Origin of the sequence: Massilia sp. TWR1-2-2 (assembly GCF_049897565.1) — a bacterium.
Classification (GTDB): domain Bacteria; phylum Pseudomonadota; class Gammaproteobacteria; order Burkholderiales; family Burkholderiaceae_D; genus JAFCUW01.
The window spans coordinates 1-14588 of record NZ_JAFCWM010000032.1 but is presented as its reverse complement, the minus strand read 5'-3'; the positions used below and the strand labels follow the sequence as shown (position 1 = coordinate 14588).

General features: G+C 66.0%; 13 protein-coding genes. 6 read left to right on the top strand and 7 right to left on the bottom strand.

Annotated features, from left to right (window positions below; translation table 11 throughout):
• Positions 1-298: 298 nt before the first annotated feature.
• Positions 299-3406, top strand: a complete 3108-nt coding sequence (locus tag ACP7DD_RS22525) for a ligand-binding sensor domain-containing diguanylate cyclase (RefSeq protein WP_426177078.1) — start codon at positions 299-301, stop codon at positions 3404-3406.
• Between the two features lie 187 nt (positions 3407-3593).
• On the opposite strand, the gene ACP7DD_RS22520 is transcribed toward ACP7DD_RS22525, so the two are convergent.
• From ACP7DD_RS22520 to ACP7DD_RS22510, 3 genes are all read right to left on the bottom strand, one after another.
• Positions 3594-4316 carry an anti-sigma factor family protein gene (locus ACP7DD_RS22520; RefSeq protein ID WP_426177077.1) on the bottom strand — a complete coding sequence of 241 codons (723 nt, stop codon included), beginning with the start codon at positions 4314-4316 and terminating at the stop codon, positions 3594-3596.
• 82 nt (positions 4317-4398) lie between these two features.
• Positions 4399-5016, bottom strand: a complete 618-nt coding sequence (locus ACP7DD_RS22515; RefSeq protein ID WP_426177076.1) for an LON peptidase substrate-binding domain-containing protein — start codon at positions 5014-5016, stop codon at positions 4399-4401.
• A 47-nt stretch (positions 5017-5063) separates the two neighbouring features.
• Positions 5064-5525 (bottom strand): hypothetical protein, encoded by a 462-nt coding sequence (locus ACP7DD_RS22510; protein WP_426177074.1) that lies wholly within the window; start codon positions 5523-5525, stop codon positions 5064-5066.
• Positions 5526-5684: 159 nt separating this feature from the next.
• Between ACP7DD_RS22510 and ACP7DD_RS22505 the strand changes: the two genes are divergently transcribed.
• Entirely contained in the window at positions 5685-6089 is a 405-nt protein-coding gene (locus tag ACP7DD_RS22505) for an ATP-binding protein (protein WP_426177073.1), read from the top strand.
• 9 nt (positions 6090-6098) lie between these two features.
• Here the strand turns inward: ACP7DD_RS22505 and ACP7DD_RS22500 are convergent, their stop codons facing one another.
• The 4 genes from ACP7DD_RS22500 to ACP7DD_RS22485 all read right to left on the bottom strand — a co-directional run bounded on the left by ACP7DD_RS22500 (position 6099) and on the right by ACP7DD_RS22485 (position 8838).
• On the bottom strand, positions 6099-6491 hold the full coding sequence (locus ACP7DD_RS22500; protein ID WP_426177071.1) for a hypothetical protein: 393 nt from the start codon (positions 6489-6491) through the stop codon (positions 6099-6101).
• 62 nt (positions 6492-6553) lie between these two features.
• The gene (locus tag ACP7DD_RS22495; RefSeq protein ID WP_426177069.1) at positions 6554-7018 is read right to left on the bottom strand and encodes a VOC family protein; all 465 of its coding nucleotides are present in this window, start codon (positions 7016-7018) and stop codon (positions 6554-6556) included.
• A 117-nt stretch (positions 7019-7135) separates the two neighbouring features.
• Complete coding sequence (locus tag ACP7DD_RS22490) at positions 7136-8269, bottom strand: DNA topoisomerase IB (protein ID WP_426177067.1); 1134 nt, start codon at positions 8267-8269, stop codon at positions 7136-7138.
• Between the two features lie 86 nt (positions 8270-8355).
• Positions 8356-8838 carry an Lrp/AsnC family transcriptional regulator gene (locus ACP7DD_RS22485; protein WP_426177065.1) on the bottom strand — a complete coding sequence of 161 codons (483 nt, stop codon included), beginning with the start codon at positions 8836-8838 and terminating at the stop codon, positions 8356-8358.
• A gap of 226 nt (positions 8839-9064) precedes the next feature.
• On the opposite strand from ACP7DD_RS22485, the gene ACP7DD_RS22480 reads away from it, so the two are divergent.
• From ACP7DD_RS22480 to ACP7DD_RS22465, 4 genes are all read left to right on the top strand, one after another.
• A complete protein-coding gene (locus ACP7DD_RS22480) occupies positions 9065-11872 on the top strand; it encodes a TonB-dependent receptor (protein ID WP_426177064.1) in 2808 nt (935 codons plus the stop codon).
• Between the two features lie 75 nt (positions 11873-11947).
• Positions 11948-13306 carry a M20/M25/M40 family metallo-hydrolase gene (locus ACP7DD_RS22475; RefSeq protein ID WP_426177063.1) on the top strand — a complete coding sequence of 453 codons (1359 nt, stop codon included), beginning with the start codon at positions 11948-11950 and terminating at the stop codon, positions 13304-13306.
• A 108-nt stretch (positions 13307-13414) separates the two neighbouring features.
• Positions 13415-13603 carry a hypothetical protein gene (locus ACP7DD_RS22470; protein ID WP_426177062.1) on the top strand — a complete coding sequence of 63 codons (189 nt, stop codon included), beginning with the start codon at positions 13415-13417 and terminating at the stop codon, positions 13601-13603.
• Between the two features lie 253 nt (positions 13604-13856).
• A complete protein-coding gene (locus ACP7DD_RS22465) occupies positions 13857-14474 on the top strand; it encodes a CHRD domain-containing protein (protein WP_426177061.1) in 618 nt (205 codons plus the stop codon).
• The last annotated feature ends 114 nt before the right edge of the window (positions 14475-14588 follow it).

Sequence of the window (14588 nt, the reverse complement as noted above, 5' to 3'; positions counted from 1 at the left end):
CGCTGTATATGGCGCATGCGCTCGCGCGACCGAAGTAGCCGAGGGGTCAGACCCCGGTTTTTCCGTTGGGGGTCTGACCCCGGTGTGCTGGCGCCAACTCAAACCGGGGTCAGACGCTAAAACCAAACCGGGTCTGCCCATGGATCCTGCGACGCGACGAAATCGTATCTTCCATGCAACGTTGCCAGTCGCATCGCTGCAAATACGTTGACATAGAGCATCAAAAGCTTCACAGTTCAGTTGCTGTAGTTACAATGCAACCGGCGCCGCGGCCGGGGCCGCTTTTGATGGATTCCCGATGCTCCCCCTGTACCGCTTCCGAATGCTGCGCCTGCTCCTGATTTGCTGGCTGTTACTGTGCGTCGCCGTCGCCGGCGCCACGCCCACGTCCGACCTGCGCTTCAAGCGCCTCGGCTCGCTCGACGCCGACGACCTGTCAATCCTGTCGATGCTGCAGGACCGCCAGGGCTTCATCTGGATCGGCACCCACAGCGGCGGCTTGTACCGCTACAACGGCTACCAGGCGGTCAAGTACACCCACGATCCGCGCGACGCGCGCAGCCTGCCGAACGACCGCGTCTCGGCGCTGTTCGAAGACAAGCAGGGCCGCATCTGGGCCGGCACCCAGGACGGCATGGCCCGCTTCGATCCGCACAACGGCGCCTTCGTGCGCCTGGCGCTGCCGCCGGGCCCGTCCAGCCAGCGCATCGTCAAAGCGATCATCAGCGATGGCGGCGCCGGCATGTGGGTGGCCACCTGGGGCGGCCTGCAGCATGTCGACAGCGCCAGCGGCAAGGTGGTGCGCTACGCCCACGACAAGGCCGATCCGGACAGCCTGGCCAGCAACGACCTGAACGCGCTGGCGCTCGACGCCGGCGGCGGCCTGTGGGCCAGCACCTGGCCAGGCGGCATCGACTACCTGGCGCCGGGGGCGAAAAAATTCGTCCACTACCGGGTCGACTCGGCGCAGTCGCCCGACGACAAGCTCAACATCGTGCGCGCGCTGTATTACGATGCCGATCGCACCTTGTGGATCGGCACCGAAACGGGCGTCGTCAAGTGGGACAGCAGCAAGCCGTGGTCGGAGCGCCGGCGCATCGAATCGCCGCCGCTGCGCGTCAACGCGCTGTACGGCGACAGCCATGGCGCCGTCTGGGCCGGCATGCTCGCCGGCGGCCTGCTGCGCTGGGACAAGGGCAGCGACGAGGCGGTGCGCTACGTGCACCGCGCCAACGACCCGCACAGCCTGCAATCGGACCATATCCGCGCCGTCATGCAGGACCGCGGCGGCATGCTGTGGGTGGCGTCGTTTACCGATGGCATCAGCCTCGTCAACCTGAACAGCCAGGGCTTCTCGCGCTTCATCCCGTTCGACGCCGCGCTCGACAACATCGTGCCGAACAACTCGGTGCAGAACGTCGAAGGCGCGCCGGACGGCCGCCTCTGGCTCGGCAGCAATACCGGCTTCTCGCTGTTCGACCCGGCCAGCGGCGCCGTGCTGAGGACCTGGCGCGGCGAGCCCAGGCGCGCCGGCGGCCTTTCCCACGACGTCGTCTACTCGCTGCACCAGCAAAGCGGCGGCCCGCTGTGGGTCGGCACCTCGGCCGGCCTGAACCGGCTCGACAAGGTCGATGGCCCGTTCCAGCGCATCCTGTTTGGCGACGTCGCCAGCAACTTCATCAACGTCATCGCGCCCGGCGCCGGCGGCAAGCTGTGGCTCGGCACCGGCCTGCACGTGATCCGCTACGACATCGCCAGCGGCACCTCGACGACGTATCCGACCGACGCGGCCGACCCGCACAGCCGCAGCGTCACCGGCACCACCAGCATCGTCGAGGACAAGCGCGGACGTGTCTGGATGGGCTCGGACTGGAGCGGCGGCGGCCTCGACCTGCTCGACACCGCCAGCGGCAAGTTCCGCCACTTCCGCCACGACGGCGCCAACCCGGCCTCGCTGGCCGACGACAACGTGTCGTCGCTGCTCGAGGATCCGCAGGGCCGCGTCTGGGTCGGCACCGCCAAGGGCCTCGACCAGGTGATCACCGCCGCCGACGGCGCCGTCAGCTTCCGCCACTACAACGGCAAGGGCAGCGTCGGCGCCGTCAAGATCCTGGCGATGCGCAGCGACCGCGCCGGCATGCTGTGGATGTCGACCGCCGACGGCCTGCTGCGGCTCGATCCGGCCAACGGCGCGGTCAGCCGCTTTTCCAGCTCGGACGGCCTGTCGGGCGGCTTCGCCAGCGGCGCCTCGTATGCCGCGCCCGACGGCGTGCTGTACTTTAGCGGCGTCAAGGGCATGACGGGCGTCCATCCCGACAAGGTGCGCTCGGTGTCGGTGGCGCCGCGCGTGGCCATCACCGACATCAGCGTGTTCAACCGATCGCTGGCCGAAGGCGCGCGCAGCCCGGATGTGCAGCTCGGCGGCACGGTGACGGCGCCGACCGACATCACGCTGTCGGCGCGCGAATCGGTGTTTTCGCTCGAATTTTCGGCGCTGCACTACACCGACCCGCTGCGCAACACCTACGCCCATCGGCTGATCGGTTTTGACCGCGACTGGGTCATGTCCGATTCGAACCACCGCACCGCCACCTACACCAACCTCGACCCGGGCCGCTACACCTTCGAGGTCAAGGCCGCCAACGAACAGGGCTTGTGGAGCGCGCAGCCGGCCCGCGTGGCAATCGACATCCTGCCGCCGTTCTGGCAGACCTGGTGGTTTCGCCTGTTGTGCGCGCTGCTGGCAATCGGCATGCTGGCGATGGCCTACCGGGCGCGAGTGCGCAGCCTGACGCGGCGCCAGAAGCAGCTGCAGGCGCTGGTGGCCGAGCGCACCGGCGAACTCGAAGAGAGCAACGCCAAGCTGGCCACCTTGTCGTCGACCGATTCGCTGACCGGCATCACCAACCGCCGCGGTTTCGACGAGGCGCTGGCGGCCGAGTGGCGGCGCGCGCGGCGCGGTGGGCACACGCTGGCGCTGGCGATGCTCGACGTCGACCACTTCAAGAGCTACAACGATTTCTATGGCCACCAGTCGGGCGACCAGTGCCTGCGCGCGGTGGCCGGCGTGATCGAAACGTTCGGCCGGCGCACCGGCGACATGGTGGCGCGCTACGGCGGCGAAGAGTTCGCGCTGCTGGCGCCGGCGACCAGCGAAGCCGAAGCGCTGGCGCTGGCGCAGGGGATCTGCCGCGAGCTCGAACGGCTGGCGCTGCCGCATGCGCGCTCGCCGTACGGCGTGGTGACGATCAGCATCGGCGTGGCGGCGGTGGCGCCGGCCGACGACAACAATGCCGAGCTGCTGCTGCTGACGGCCGACCGCGCGCTGTACCGCGCCAAGCAGGCCGGGCGCAACCGGGCGATGCTGCCGGCCGGCGCCGCAGACCTGCTGCGCGAACAGGCCTAGGGGTCAGACCCGATTTTGCTTCCAAAGGGTCTGACCCCGGGCATTAGGGTCGGACCCCGGTTGTGTTGGCGGCCGCGACTCCGGGGTCTGACCCATAAAAGCAACACCGGGTCAGACCCCTGCGACCCCTGCGGCCCCTGCGACCCCTGCGGCCCCTGCGACCCCTGCGACCCTGCGGCCGCTGCGGTCAGCGCGTCCAGCCGCGCTGGATGGCGGCCACCTCGCCCTTCGCGTCGAGCGCAGGGCCGACCGCGCGCGCATCGACGGCCGTCATCACGGCAGCCGGCATGGCGCCGCCGCTGCCTTCGGCCAGCACGGGAATTTTCCACTCGTCGCCGCTGCGGCAGGCCAGCCCGGCGGCAGCGCCAATGCTGAACGTGCGGCAATACTGGCCGTCGCGCCCGAGGAAGCTGATGCCGACCTTGATGCCGGCGGCGCTGCGCGGCCCACTGGCGTACTGGCGCGACAAGGCCGTGTCGAGCTTGCCGCGGGCGGTCAGCATGCCGCCCTCGTCGACTGCGGTGGCCAGCTGAATTTCATCTTGCACGCTGGCCAGTCCGATTGCGCCGGCCAGCACGCCGGCCGCCAGCGCGGCGCCAAACGCGCCCCATTCGCGCCACGACCAGCTGCGCTCGGACTCGGGCTCGGCCACGTCCTTGCGCGGCGCCCGCACGCTGTCGAGATGCACCACCTTCGCCGAGGTCGTCACCGTGTGCAGCCGCGGCGGCGCGGCCGGCTCGTGCAAGGTGCGCGCGAACGCGCGAAACACTTCGTCGCGCATCGCCAGGTGCTGCTTGACCTTGGCCGCCAGCGCCGGATCGGTGCGCATCGCGCGCTCGACCGCGCGGCGGGTCGGCTCATCGAGCGCGCCGTCGGCAAAGGCGATCAGGGTCTCATCGGAAAATCTCATGGTGCGGTCCTCGCTAAACGGTCCGATCGAATAGTTTATCACCGGGCCGGCCAGCTTTCCAATCGGTGCCGGGCGGCCATGGCTACGACGTGATCAATCCATGCTCGTCGAGCAGGTCGTGCATCAATTCGAGCCGGATCAGCGGATTGTCGAGCATGAGCATGCCGTACTTTTGCGCCAGCGTCAGCGGCAGCAGCTCGCACCAGCGGTTCGATACCCAGCCGCAGTCGTCGAGCCGGAACGGCGGTCGCACCGGCCAGCGGTGTTCTGGCACGTCGCCAAGCGAACCGAGCACGCGGTTCAGCGCGTCCGCCGCGCCTTGCAGTTCGGACGGAATCGGCACCGGCAAGTCGCCTGCCAGCAGTTCCACTTCGCCCATCCACAAGCCGTTGCGGCGCCGCTCCGACGACAGCACCCGGAACCGCGCGCCGCCGCGGCACACCACCTGCAACAGCCCGGGCGACGGCGTGCTGCTGTCGTCCACCGTCGCCAAGGTGCCGGCCGCGGCGAACTTTTCCACCGCTTCGGGCGAGCGCACCTCCTGCCCCTCGGTGAGCATGACGACGCCGAACGGATCGTCATGGGCGATGCACTTGCGCATCATCTCGAGGTAGCGCACCTCGAACACCTGCAACGGCAGCACGCCTTCGGGAAACAATACAGCCGCAAGCGGGAACAGGGGAATCGAAATCGGCGTCATGCATCCATCATGACAGAATCGCGCGCCGGGCCGGCGCACGATCGGCGCTAGCGTGCCGCCGGCGGCTGCAGTTTCAGGTAGCGCACCGCGTGCATCAGCGCGGCCAGGCGCCAGCGCAGCCGCTGCCAGCCCGGGTCCGGCAGCGACACCACCGTCACCACTACCTGGCGCCCGCCGTGCGCGCTGCTGGCAAATGCGTAGTCGCCGGCCTGCTCGAACGGCAGCCTGAAATCCTGGCCGGGTTCGAGCAGCACCGGGCCGAACGCGTGGCCCATCGTGTCGCGGTTGCGCAGCAGCAGCACGTCCTGCACGCCGAGCGTGAGCCGGATCGCCGAAGGCAGCATCAACGCCTGGTCGCCGTTGCGCCGGCGCGCCGCCGTGCCCTGTTCGATTTCGAGCAGCTGGTCGTGGTTGACGTAGCGCAGCGGCGCCAGCGCCGCCCAGCTAAGCGCCAGCAGCAGCGCCGCGGCCAGCGGCCAGGCCACCGGGTGGCGGCGCAAACTGGTCATCGGCATCGGCCGGAAAACGTCGAGCTGGAAGATTGCTGCATCTGCTGAACGGGTCTTTTTTGCGGACGGGAATTGTATCACCGGCCTGCGGCGATTCAGTGCAACAGGATCGTCCGAATCCGCGTAAGATTTAAGCCTATCTTGTTAATTGCACGCTTGATGAAATCATCCATCTCCACCGACATCGCATCGGTGCAATCGGTCAGCGCGGTGCCTTCGATGCTGACCGGCACCGCGCTGCTGCGCCACATGGGGCTCTACGAGAAGCGCTCGCCGTGGTCGAACGGATCGCGCGCAGCGGCCGGCGCATCTCCAGCCTGGTCGACGCTGTTCTTGCCGGTGACCAACGGCGGTGCGCTAATGGCACCGGCGACGTTGGCGGCCCTGTTCCAGCCGTTCTGGCGCGGAGACAACAGCGGCGCGTCGGGCGGCCTCGGCCTTGGGCTGTATATCGTCAACGAAATTGCCCGCTCGCATCACGGCGCGATGGAGGTGACGTCGACCGCCGACGCCACCACGTTCAGTTTTCGGATGCCGGCCGCCCTGCCTGCAACGGCGCGCTGAACTGGCCGTTTAGCGTATGAACCGCGCGGCGCCGATCACTACGCCGGCCATCGCGAAGAAGCTACCGATGTACCACTTCAACATTTTCGATTCCAGCTGCGCAAAATCGGTCCTGAGCTGAAGCAGGTCCGCCTTGGTCACATAATTGGACAGAATGACCGCCACGTCGATCTTCAATTTCGCAACGTCGATCTTCAACGCAGAGACATCTGATTTTAATTCGGCCACGTCGACTTTAAGTACTGCCACGTCGGTCTTCAGTGTTCCCACGTCCGTCCTCAATGTTGAAACGTCCGCTTTCAATTCAGCCACGTCGGTCTTCAAAATCGCCACATCCGATTTCAAGACCGACATGCCTGCTTCCAATGCGGATGTCCGTTCGTTGTTTTGGTCCATGATCATATGATTGTCCTCGCCGGACCGCTTGTCAATCGAGCCCGGCGCGGTGCCGGGCCCCTGCCGGATCAGCCCATCGCCTGCTTGCCAGCCGCCTCCATCTCTTCCGGCGTCATGTCCTTCATGTGCGTGGCGACGGACCACGAATGGCCGAACGGATCGGTCAGGATGCCGTAGCGGTCGCCCCAGAATGCGTCGCAGATCGGCATCTTGACGGTGGCGCCCGCATCGAGCGCTCGCTGGAATACTTCGTCGGCGTTCGGCACATACAGGTGCAGCGTGACCGGCGTGCCACCCAGCGCCTTCGGCCCAACCGAACCATAGTCGGGAAAGTCGTCGGCCAGCATCACATGCGAATCGCCGATCATGATCTGCGCGTGCATGACCTTGCCGCCCGGCCCAGGCATGCGACCGCCTTCGACGGCGCCGAACGCCTTCTTGTAGAACTCGATCGCGTCGGCGGCGCCGGCGCACACCAGGTGCGGCGTGACCGAGTGCATTCCTTCAGGGATCGGCTTGACTGCTGCGTTCATGTTGTTCTCCTCGGATAATTTGGACGAAGCGCCAGATTACTCCGAATGCACAGCCGACGTTGGCGTTTTAACAGCAAATTCGCCGGAACCGGCGCGCGCACCGGCGGTCGGTCGCGGCTACGCCGCCTGCCGCTTGGCGCGCGTGCGTTTTGGCAGCGCCGGCGCCGGCATCTGCAGCCGCTGGTTCAGCAGCGCCAGCACGGCCGCCTCTTCCGGCGACAGCTCGTGCAGGTCCTCGACCATCTCGCGGGCGGCGCGTTCGCGCAGCGCTTCCAGGATGCTGCCGTCGAGGTAAGAGTCGAGCACGGCCGGGTGGATGTAGCACTTGCGGCAGATGGTCGGCGTGTTGCCCAGCTTTTCGGCGACCGATTCGATGGCGCGCACGATGTTCTTCTTGGCCTGCGCCTCGGAATCGAACTGTTCGAATTCGTGCAGCGCCAGCGCGGCCAGCACGGTGCCCGACCAGGTGCGGAAATCCTTCGCCGTGTAGTCTTCGCCGGTGATCGAGCGCAGGTAGTCGTTAACGTCGGCCGAGCCGACCGTGTGCTGGTTGCCGTCGTCGTCGACGTACTGGAACAGGTCCTGCCCGGGCAGCTCGCGGGTGCGCGCGATGATGCGCGCCAGGCGCCGGTCTTCCAGCTTGATCGTGTGGAATACGCCACTCTTGCCGCGGAAGCGAAATTCGACCTCCTTGCCGGCCACCCTGACGTGGCGCGAGCGCAAGGTCGTCAGCCCGAACGACTTGTTGGTGCGCGCGTATTCCTCGTTGCCGATCCGCATCATCGTCACTTCCAGCAAGTGCACGATGGTGGCGAGCACCTTCTCGCGCGGCAGGCCAGGCAGCGACAGGGCCGCATCGACGGTGCGGCGGATCTGCGGCAGCGCCTCGCCGAACTTGAGCATGCGCTCGAACTTGACCTCGTCGCGCACGCTGCGCCAGCGCGGATGATAGCGGTACTGCTTGCGCTGCCTGGCGTCGCGCCCGGTCGCCTGCAGGTGGCCGTTCGCCTGCGCACAAATCCACACATCGGTCCACGCCGGCGGAATGACGAGCGACTTGATGCGCGCCAGCGTGGCCTCGTCGGTGACGGCCTCGCCGTGCGGGTCGAGGTAGCGGAAATGCTCGCCGTCGCGTTCGCGCGTGATGCCGGGCTTGGCGTCGGTGACGTAGCGCAGCCCGGCTGCCTTGGCCGCCTCGGTCGGGTCGCTGTTGGGAACGGGCGAAAGCGCCGAAGGGTGGTCGTTTTTCATGGTGCCGAAACTAAGATGGGTGGGAACCGGATCGATACTAGACGAAACAACAAGAGGACGGCGCTCCGCTACGCGCGCCTGGCCCCTCAGCTTCCGGGCAGCGGCGGATTGGCCGGCGCCTTCACTTCCTTCAGCACGAACGAGGTGTACACCTCCTTCACGCTCGGCAGGCCGTTGATGAACTTCTCGGCAAACAACCCGTAGGCCTCGAGGTCTTCGGCCACCACCATCAGCTGGTGGTCGTAGCGCCCGGAAATGCGGTGGCACGCCAATACCTGCGGGATCGCCATCACCGCCTGCTCGAATTCCTGCACGTACTGGGTGTGGTTCTTGTCGAGCGAGATGTGGATGAAGGCCATCACCTGGTAGCCGAGCTTGCGTGAATCGAGCCGCGCCTGGTAGCCGCAGATGACGCCTTCGGCCTCGAGCCGCTTGACCCGGCGCCAGCACGGTGACGCCGACAGCGACACGCGCTCGGCCAGGTCTGCGCTGGACAGACGCGCATCGGCCTGCAGCTCGCCGAGGATCTGCCGGTCGATACGGTCGAGCTTGACGGTTGGTCCAGTCATGTCGCAATACTCCGGTTTTTGGAATAAACGTTTCAATATTTGCTGCGCATACGCTTGAATATAGCAAAATATTGCTCAGTGTCAAAGTTATAATTTACTTGATACCAAGAGTGAGCGCCTGTTCAAAAGACTGTGACCCATCGCATTTTTTATGCACCCTGCATAAACAGCTCCCCACGCCGCCACCTTAGCCGCTTTCCAAACGCACCCTGAGGAGTATTTCCGCATGTCTACCCCTGCTTTCAAGTTGAAGCCATCCGTGATGATGGTTGCCGCCACGCTTGGCGCCTGGATCGTCCTGCCGGCGCCGGCCGCCGCCCAGGCCGACGGCGCCGGCCAGAAGATGGAACGCGTCGTCGTCACCGGTTCGTCGATCAAGCGCATCGACGGCGAAACGGCGCTGCCGGTGCAGATCCTCAAGCGCGAGGACATCGAGCGCATCGGCGCGGCCTCGACCGAGGAGCTGGTCAAGAGCCTCAGTTCGCTCAGCAGCTCAGGCAGCTCGACCACGGTGGCGAATGCCCAGGGCTACGGCGGCGGCAACATCGCCACCGTCTCGCTGCGCGGCCTCGGCGGCGGACGCACGCTGGTGCTGGTCAACGGGCGCCGCGTGTCGGTGTACGGCGGCGGCTCGGCCGGCGCGGCCGGCTCGTCGGTCGACATCAACAGCATCCCGCTGTCGGCCATCGAACGCGTCGAGGTGCTCAAGGACGGCGCCTCGGCCGTGTACGGCAGCGACGCCATCGCCGGCGTCGTCAACTTCATCCTGCGCAAGGATTTCAACGGCGTCGAAGTGTCGGCCACCTATGGCCAGCCGAGCGCGGGCGGGCATGGCAAGGACAAGAAGGCGAGCCTGTTCGCCGGCTTCGGCAACCTGGCCGAGAATGGCTACAACCTCACCTTCGGCGCCAACGTGCAGAAGATCGATCCGATTTTCGGCATCGACCGCCCGTTCGCCAAGCGCATCAACGTCGCGCAGAACAACGAGGTACTGTCGTCGATTACCTTCCCCGCCAACGTCACCTTGTACAACAGCGGCATCCTGAAAAACCCGGCGCTGCCGAACTGCGGGCCGGTGTCGCAAGTGTCGCCATTCGCGCCGACCCGCTGCAGCTTCGACAACAGCCCGTTCGTCTCGCTGCAGCCCGAGCAGCTCAAGGCCAGCGTGATGGCCAACGGCCGCCTGACGCTGTCGCCGAATGCCGAAGCCTACTTCGAAACGAGCTACACAAACAACAAGGTCACCTCGACCACGCAGCAGGTGCCGATCGCCTACAACGCCATCACCACCGCCACCAATCCGTACGTGCCGGCCTACAAGCTGCTGATCGCGCAATACCCGGCGCTGGCCACGCGGCCGGCGTCGGCGCTGGGCGGCTTCGTGCTGGTGCCGACCAGCCCGTACTATCCGAAACAGTTTGCCGCCGACAACGCGATGGCCGGCATGCCGCTGCTGCTGAACTACCGCGACGTCGCCAACGGGCCGCGCCAGACCCGCGACAACGCCGAAAGCGCGCGCTTCATGACGGGCGTGCGCGGCAGCTGGATGAACTGGGACCTCGACTCGGCGCTGCTGTACAGCGAAAGCCGCGTCAACGAGGAGCTGCTGGTCGGTTACGCCCAGTACTCGAAAGTGCTGCCGATTCTAAACAGCGGCGTGATCAACCCGTTCGGCGAAACCGTCGACAAGACCGCGCTGGCCGCTGCCGCGGCGGCAGAATTCCGCGGCACCAGCTACACCACCAAGACCTCCACCACTTCGCTCGACGTGAAGGGCTCGCGCGAGTTGTTCAAGATGGCGAACGGCGCCGTTGCGCTGGCGCTGGGCGCCGAGCTGCGCCAGGAAAAGTTCAACTACAACCCGTCGGTGGCGATCCAGACCGGCGACATCGCCGGCCTTGGCGGCAACGCCTTTCCGGTCACCGGCTCGCGCCGCGTGACGTCGGCCTACGCCGAAGTGAGCGTGCCGCTGGCGCGCAAGCTCGACCTCGACGTCGCCGCCCGCTACGACAACTACCAGGGCGTCGGCGACACCGTCAATCCGAAGGCATCGATCCGCTGGCAGCCGACCAACACCTTCCTGTTCCGCTCGTCGGTGGGCAGCGGCTTCCGCGCGCCGTCGCTGACCGACCTGTACACCTCGCAGGCAAACGGCATCACCGGCAACGGTACGCGCGACCCGATACGTTGCCCGAACCTGGCCACCGGCGCGCCGGGCGACTGCAACTTCCAGTTCAGCACCGTCACCGGCGGCAATCCGAATCTGCAACCGGAAAAATCGCTGTCGTACACGGCCGGCATCCTGATCGAGCCGATCCGCGAACTGTCGATCAGTCTCGACGCCTTCCGCGTCAACCTGAAGGACGCCATCGTCGTCGGCGGCCTGTCGTCGAACTACTTTCTGGCCAACGCCGACCGCGCCAGGCAATACGCGGCGTTCATCCTGCGCGGCGCGCCGGACGGCAATGCCAGCGGCGTCGGCCCGATCACCAGCATCCTGCAGACCAACGCCAACCTGTTCAAGACGCAGCTCGGCGGGGTCGACATCGACGCCAAGTACGGCTGGCGCACCGCCACCGGCAACCGCCTGATGGTGCGCATGAGCGGCACCTACCTGTCGAAGTACGACGTGCAGGGACCGGACGGCAGGTACACCTCCGCGCTCGACACGGCGCTCAACGCCGGCGGCGGCGTGGTGCTGCGCTGGAAGCACAACGCCAGCATCGGCTACGAAACCGGGCCGTTCGCCGCGTCGCTGTCGCAGAACTACCAGAAGGGCTATGTCGACGTGCTGGGCAACCGGGCGCCGGCCGGCTCGACCCCGCGCAAGGTCGACGCTTACCAGACCTTCGACGCCCAGCTGGCCTACTCCGGCATCCGCTCGGCCAAGGTGTCGCTCGGCGTGAAGAACCTGACCAACGTCACGCCGCCGTACACCAACCTGACGTCGAACTTCCTCGGCGGTTACGACGCCAGCTACGCTGATCCGCGCGGAAGGTTTGTCTACGTGACGGCGAGCTATACTTATAAATAAGCAGTGAAAGCCGGCGCCTGCCCCGAGCGGGCAGGCGCCCGACCGATACCTGTAGCTGATCAACCGAGGATGTCAATGTTCAACACCGTTCCACAGAAAACCTTGCTGGCCGCGTTGCTGGCCATCGCCGGCGCCGCCGGCGCCGCCGAGCCGGTCGCCGCGCGCCAGGCGCAGATCGACGCCATCGTGCGCGACATTTCCCCGCAGCGCATCCAGGCCTACGTCGACAAGCTGGTCAGCTTCGGCACCCGCCACACCATGTCCGACACCGTCTCCGACACGCGCGGCATCGGCGCGGCGCGGCGCTGGATCAAGTCCGAATTCGAGCGCTGCGGCGCCGGCCGCCTGCAGGTCGCGTTCGACAGCCACCTGCATCCGATCGACCGCCGCATCGCGCGCCCGACCGAGATCGTCAACGTCGTCGCCACGCTGCCCGGCAGCCAGGCCGAATCGCGCGAGCGCATGTACGTCGTCAGCGGCCACTATGATTCGCGCAACAGCGACGACGCCGATGCCGTCGGTGACGCGCCGGGCGCCAACGACGACGCCTCCGGCACCGCCGCGGTGATCGAGATGGCGTGCGTGATGTCGCGCCACAAGTTCGACGCAACGCTGGTGTTCATGACGGTGGCCGCCGAAGAACAGGGCCTGTACGGCGCCGCCGACTTCGCCGAGAAAGCCAAGCAGAAAAAGCTGAATATCGCCGGCATGTTCACCAACGACATCATCGGCAGTTCGTATAACGAAGCGGGCAAGCGCGACAACACGCAGGTGCGCCTGTTCGCCGAAGGCATCCCGGCCGTCAAGGACATGCCCGACCACCTGCGCATGCTGATCGGCACCGGCGGCGAAAACGATACGCCGACACGCCAGCTGGCGCGCCACGTCAAGGACGTCGGCGAGCGCTACGTCGACGGCTTCAAGGTCACCATCGTCAACCGGCGCGACCGCTACCTGCGCGGCGGCGACCATGCGCCCTTCCTCGACCGCGGCTTCGCGGCGCTGCGCTTTACCGAGCCGGCCGAAAACTTCAACCACCAGCACCAGAACATCCGCAAGGAGGGCGCGCTGCAATACGGCGACCTGGCCGAGTTCGTCGATCCGGCCTACATCGCGCAGGTGGCGCGCGTGAATGCGGCGTCGCTGGCATCGCTGGCGCTGGCGCCGGCCGCGCCGCAGGAAGTGAAGATCCGCACCGCGCGGCTCGATAACAACACCGACCTGACCTGGCAGGCCAACGCCGAACCGGACCTGGCAGGCTACCGCATCGTCTGGCGCGACACCACGGCTGCGCAATGGCAAGGCAGCCAGCTGGTCGGCAAGGTCACCACGGTCACCATGCCGCTGTCGAAGGACAACGTGTTTTTTGGTGTGCAGGCCGTCGACAAGGAAGGCAACGTCAGTCCGGCAAGCTATCCGATGCCGCAACGGTAATTGCCGTCGGTGCGGCCCGCACGGGTCGCACCGCCAACTTCGCCGCGTCAAATCTGATCATCGCCAGGGAGCGAATTTAAGGCTGACGTCGCTGAAATCCGCGTCGACATGAACAAGATGAATGCCGAAATCAAAACATGGACTTTGGCAACCGTCCTGACAATCATCGGAACAATGCTCGCGGCCATTTTTGGCATTGCCACCATCTTTAACGCTGCTTCGCAAGGTTCCAGGGCGCAGCCTGCGCCTATCGTGATCACCATGCCGGCCGCTTCGACGCCAACAAAATCACCGTAACGCTGGTCTGCCAGCGCCGCCACTTTCGCCGATTCCCGTTCAATAGAGGTGCGCTATCTCCCTATTTGCCGCTTCTCGCGCATGGTCACTCGGCGACCACGAAAGTCGGCCGCAGACAAACAAGATGAACGAGAACGCCGCAGCGCAGTCGAACGATTAAGTGTCCTGCGATGCGCCAGCCGGCGACGTGGACACGATGCATGTTTCGCTGCTCCATATCGCGAGCGCCGCTCGCCTCACTAACGAGGACATCATGCGTAAAATTCTGACTCCCTTGCTCGCCACGATTGTGCTGGGCTTTGCCAGCGCTGCCCATTCGCAGGTGACCAACCACAGCACCACCCTGAGCGGCCCGAACGAAGCACCGCCGAATTCGTCGCCTGGCACCGGCGTGGCAACGGTACTCCTGAACGACACCTACAGCCAGATGCGCCTGCATGTCGACTTCACCGGCCTGACCACGCCGACAACCGCTGCCCACATCCATTGCTGCACGCCGCCGCCAGGCACCGCGCCCGTCGCCACGACCGTGCCGACGTTCCCCGACTTCCCGCTCGGGGTCGCCAGCGGCAGCGACGACATGACGTTCGATCTGCTCGCGCCCGGCACCTACAACCCGGCCTTCATCGATGCGGCAGGCGGCAGCGTGGCGCTGGCGGCATCCGAACTGGTCGAAGGCATCCGTGGTGGCGAAGCGTACTTCAACATCCACACCACCGCATTCCCGGCCGGTGAAATACGCGGCTTCTTCGTTGCGGCGCCGATACCCGAACCGGCAAGCTACGCGATGTGGGGGCTGGGACTGGTGGCGCTGGCCGGTGCCGCGCGCTGGCGCCAACGCTCGTCCTACAAGGCCGCGCGGCCGGCCTAGCCTGAATTTTGCATAAAAAAGGGCAAGAATGCCGTAAGTGATTGATAAAATGTGAGTTATCGAGAAACACAATTTACAACACGAACACCACCTTGCCCGATATGAATTCTACCC

Excerpts from the sequence above, each read along its gene's own strand:
- ACP7DD_RS22490 (WP_426177067.1), bottom strand. The coding sequence starts at position 8,269 with ATGAAAAACGACCACCCTTCGGCGCTTTCGCCCGTTCCCAACAGCGAC.
- ACP7DD_RS22520 (WP_426177077.1), bottom strand. The coding sequence starts at position 4,316 with ATGAGATTTTCCGATGAGACCCTGATCGCCTTTGCCGACGGCGCGCTC.
- ACP7DD_RS22515 (WP_426177076.1), bottom strand. The coding sequence starts at position 5,016 with ATGACGCCGATTTCGATTCCCCTGTTCCCGCTTGCGGCTGTATTGTTT.
- ACP7DD_RS22465 (WP_426177061.1), top strand. The coding sequence starts at position 13,857 with ATGCGTAAAATTCTGACTCCCTTGCTCGCCACGATTGTGCTGGGCTTT.
- ACP7DD_RS22475 (WP_426177063.1), top strand. The coding sequence starts at position 11,948 with ATGTTCAACACCGTTCCACAGAAAACCTTGCTGGCCGCGTTGCTGGCC.
- ACP7DD_RS22510 (WP_426177074.1), bottom strand. The coding sequence starts at position 5,525 with ATGACCAGTTTGCGCCGCCACCCGGTGGCCTGGCCGCTGGCCGCGGCG.
- ACP7DD_RS22505 (WP_426177073.1), top strand. The coding sequence starts at position 5,685 with ATGAAATCATCCATCTCCACCGACATCGCATCGGTGCAATCGGTCAGC.
- ACP7DD_RS22500 (WP_426177071.1), bottom strand. The coding sequence starts at position 6,491 with ATGATCATGGACCAAAACAACGAACGGACATCCGCATTGGAAGCAGGC.
- ACP7DD_RS22470 (WP_426177062.1), top strand. The coding sequence starts at position 13,415 with ATGAACAAGATGAATGCCGAAATCAAAACATGGACTTTGGCAACCGTC.
- ACP7DD_RS22480 (WP_426177064.1), top strand. The coding sequence starts at position 9,065 with ATGTCTACCCCTGCTTTCAAGTTGAAGCCATCCGTGATGATGGTTGCC.
- ACP7DD_RS22525 (WP_426177078.1), top strand. The coding sequence starts at position 299 with ATGCTCCCCCTGTACCGCTTCCGAATGCTGCGCCTGCTCCTGATTTGC.
- ACP7DD_RS22485 (WP_426177065.1), bottom strand. The coding sequence starts at position 8,838 with ATGACTGGACCAACCGTCAAGCTCGACCGTATCGACCGGCAGATCCTC.
- ACP7DD_RS22495 (WP_426177069.1), bottom strand. The coding sequence starts at position 7,018 with ATGAACGCAGCAGTCAAGCCGATCCCTGAAGGAATGCACTCGGTCACG.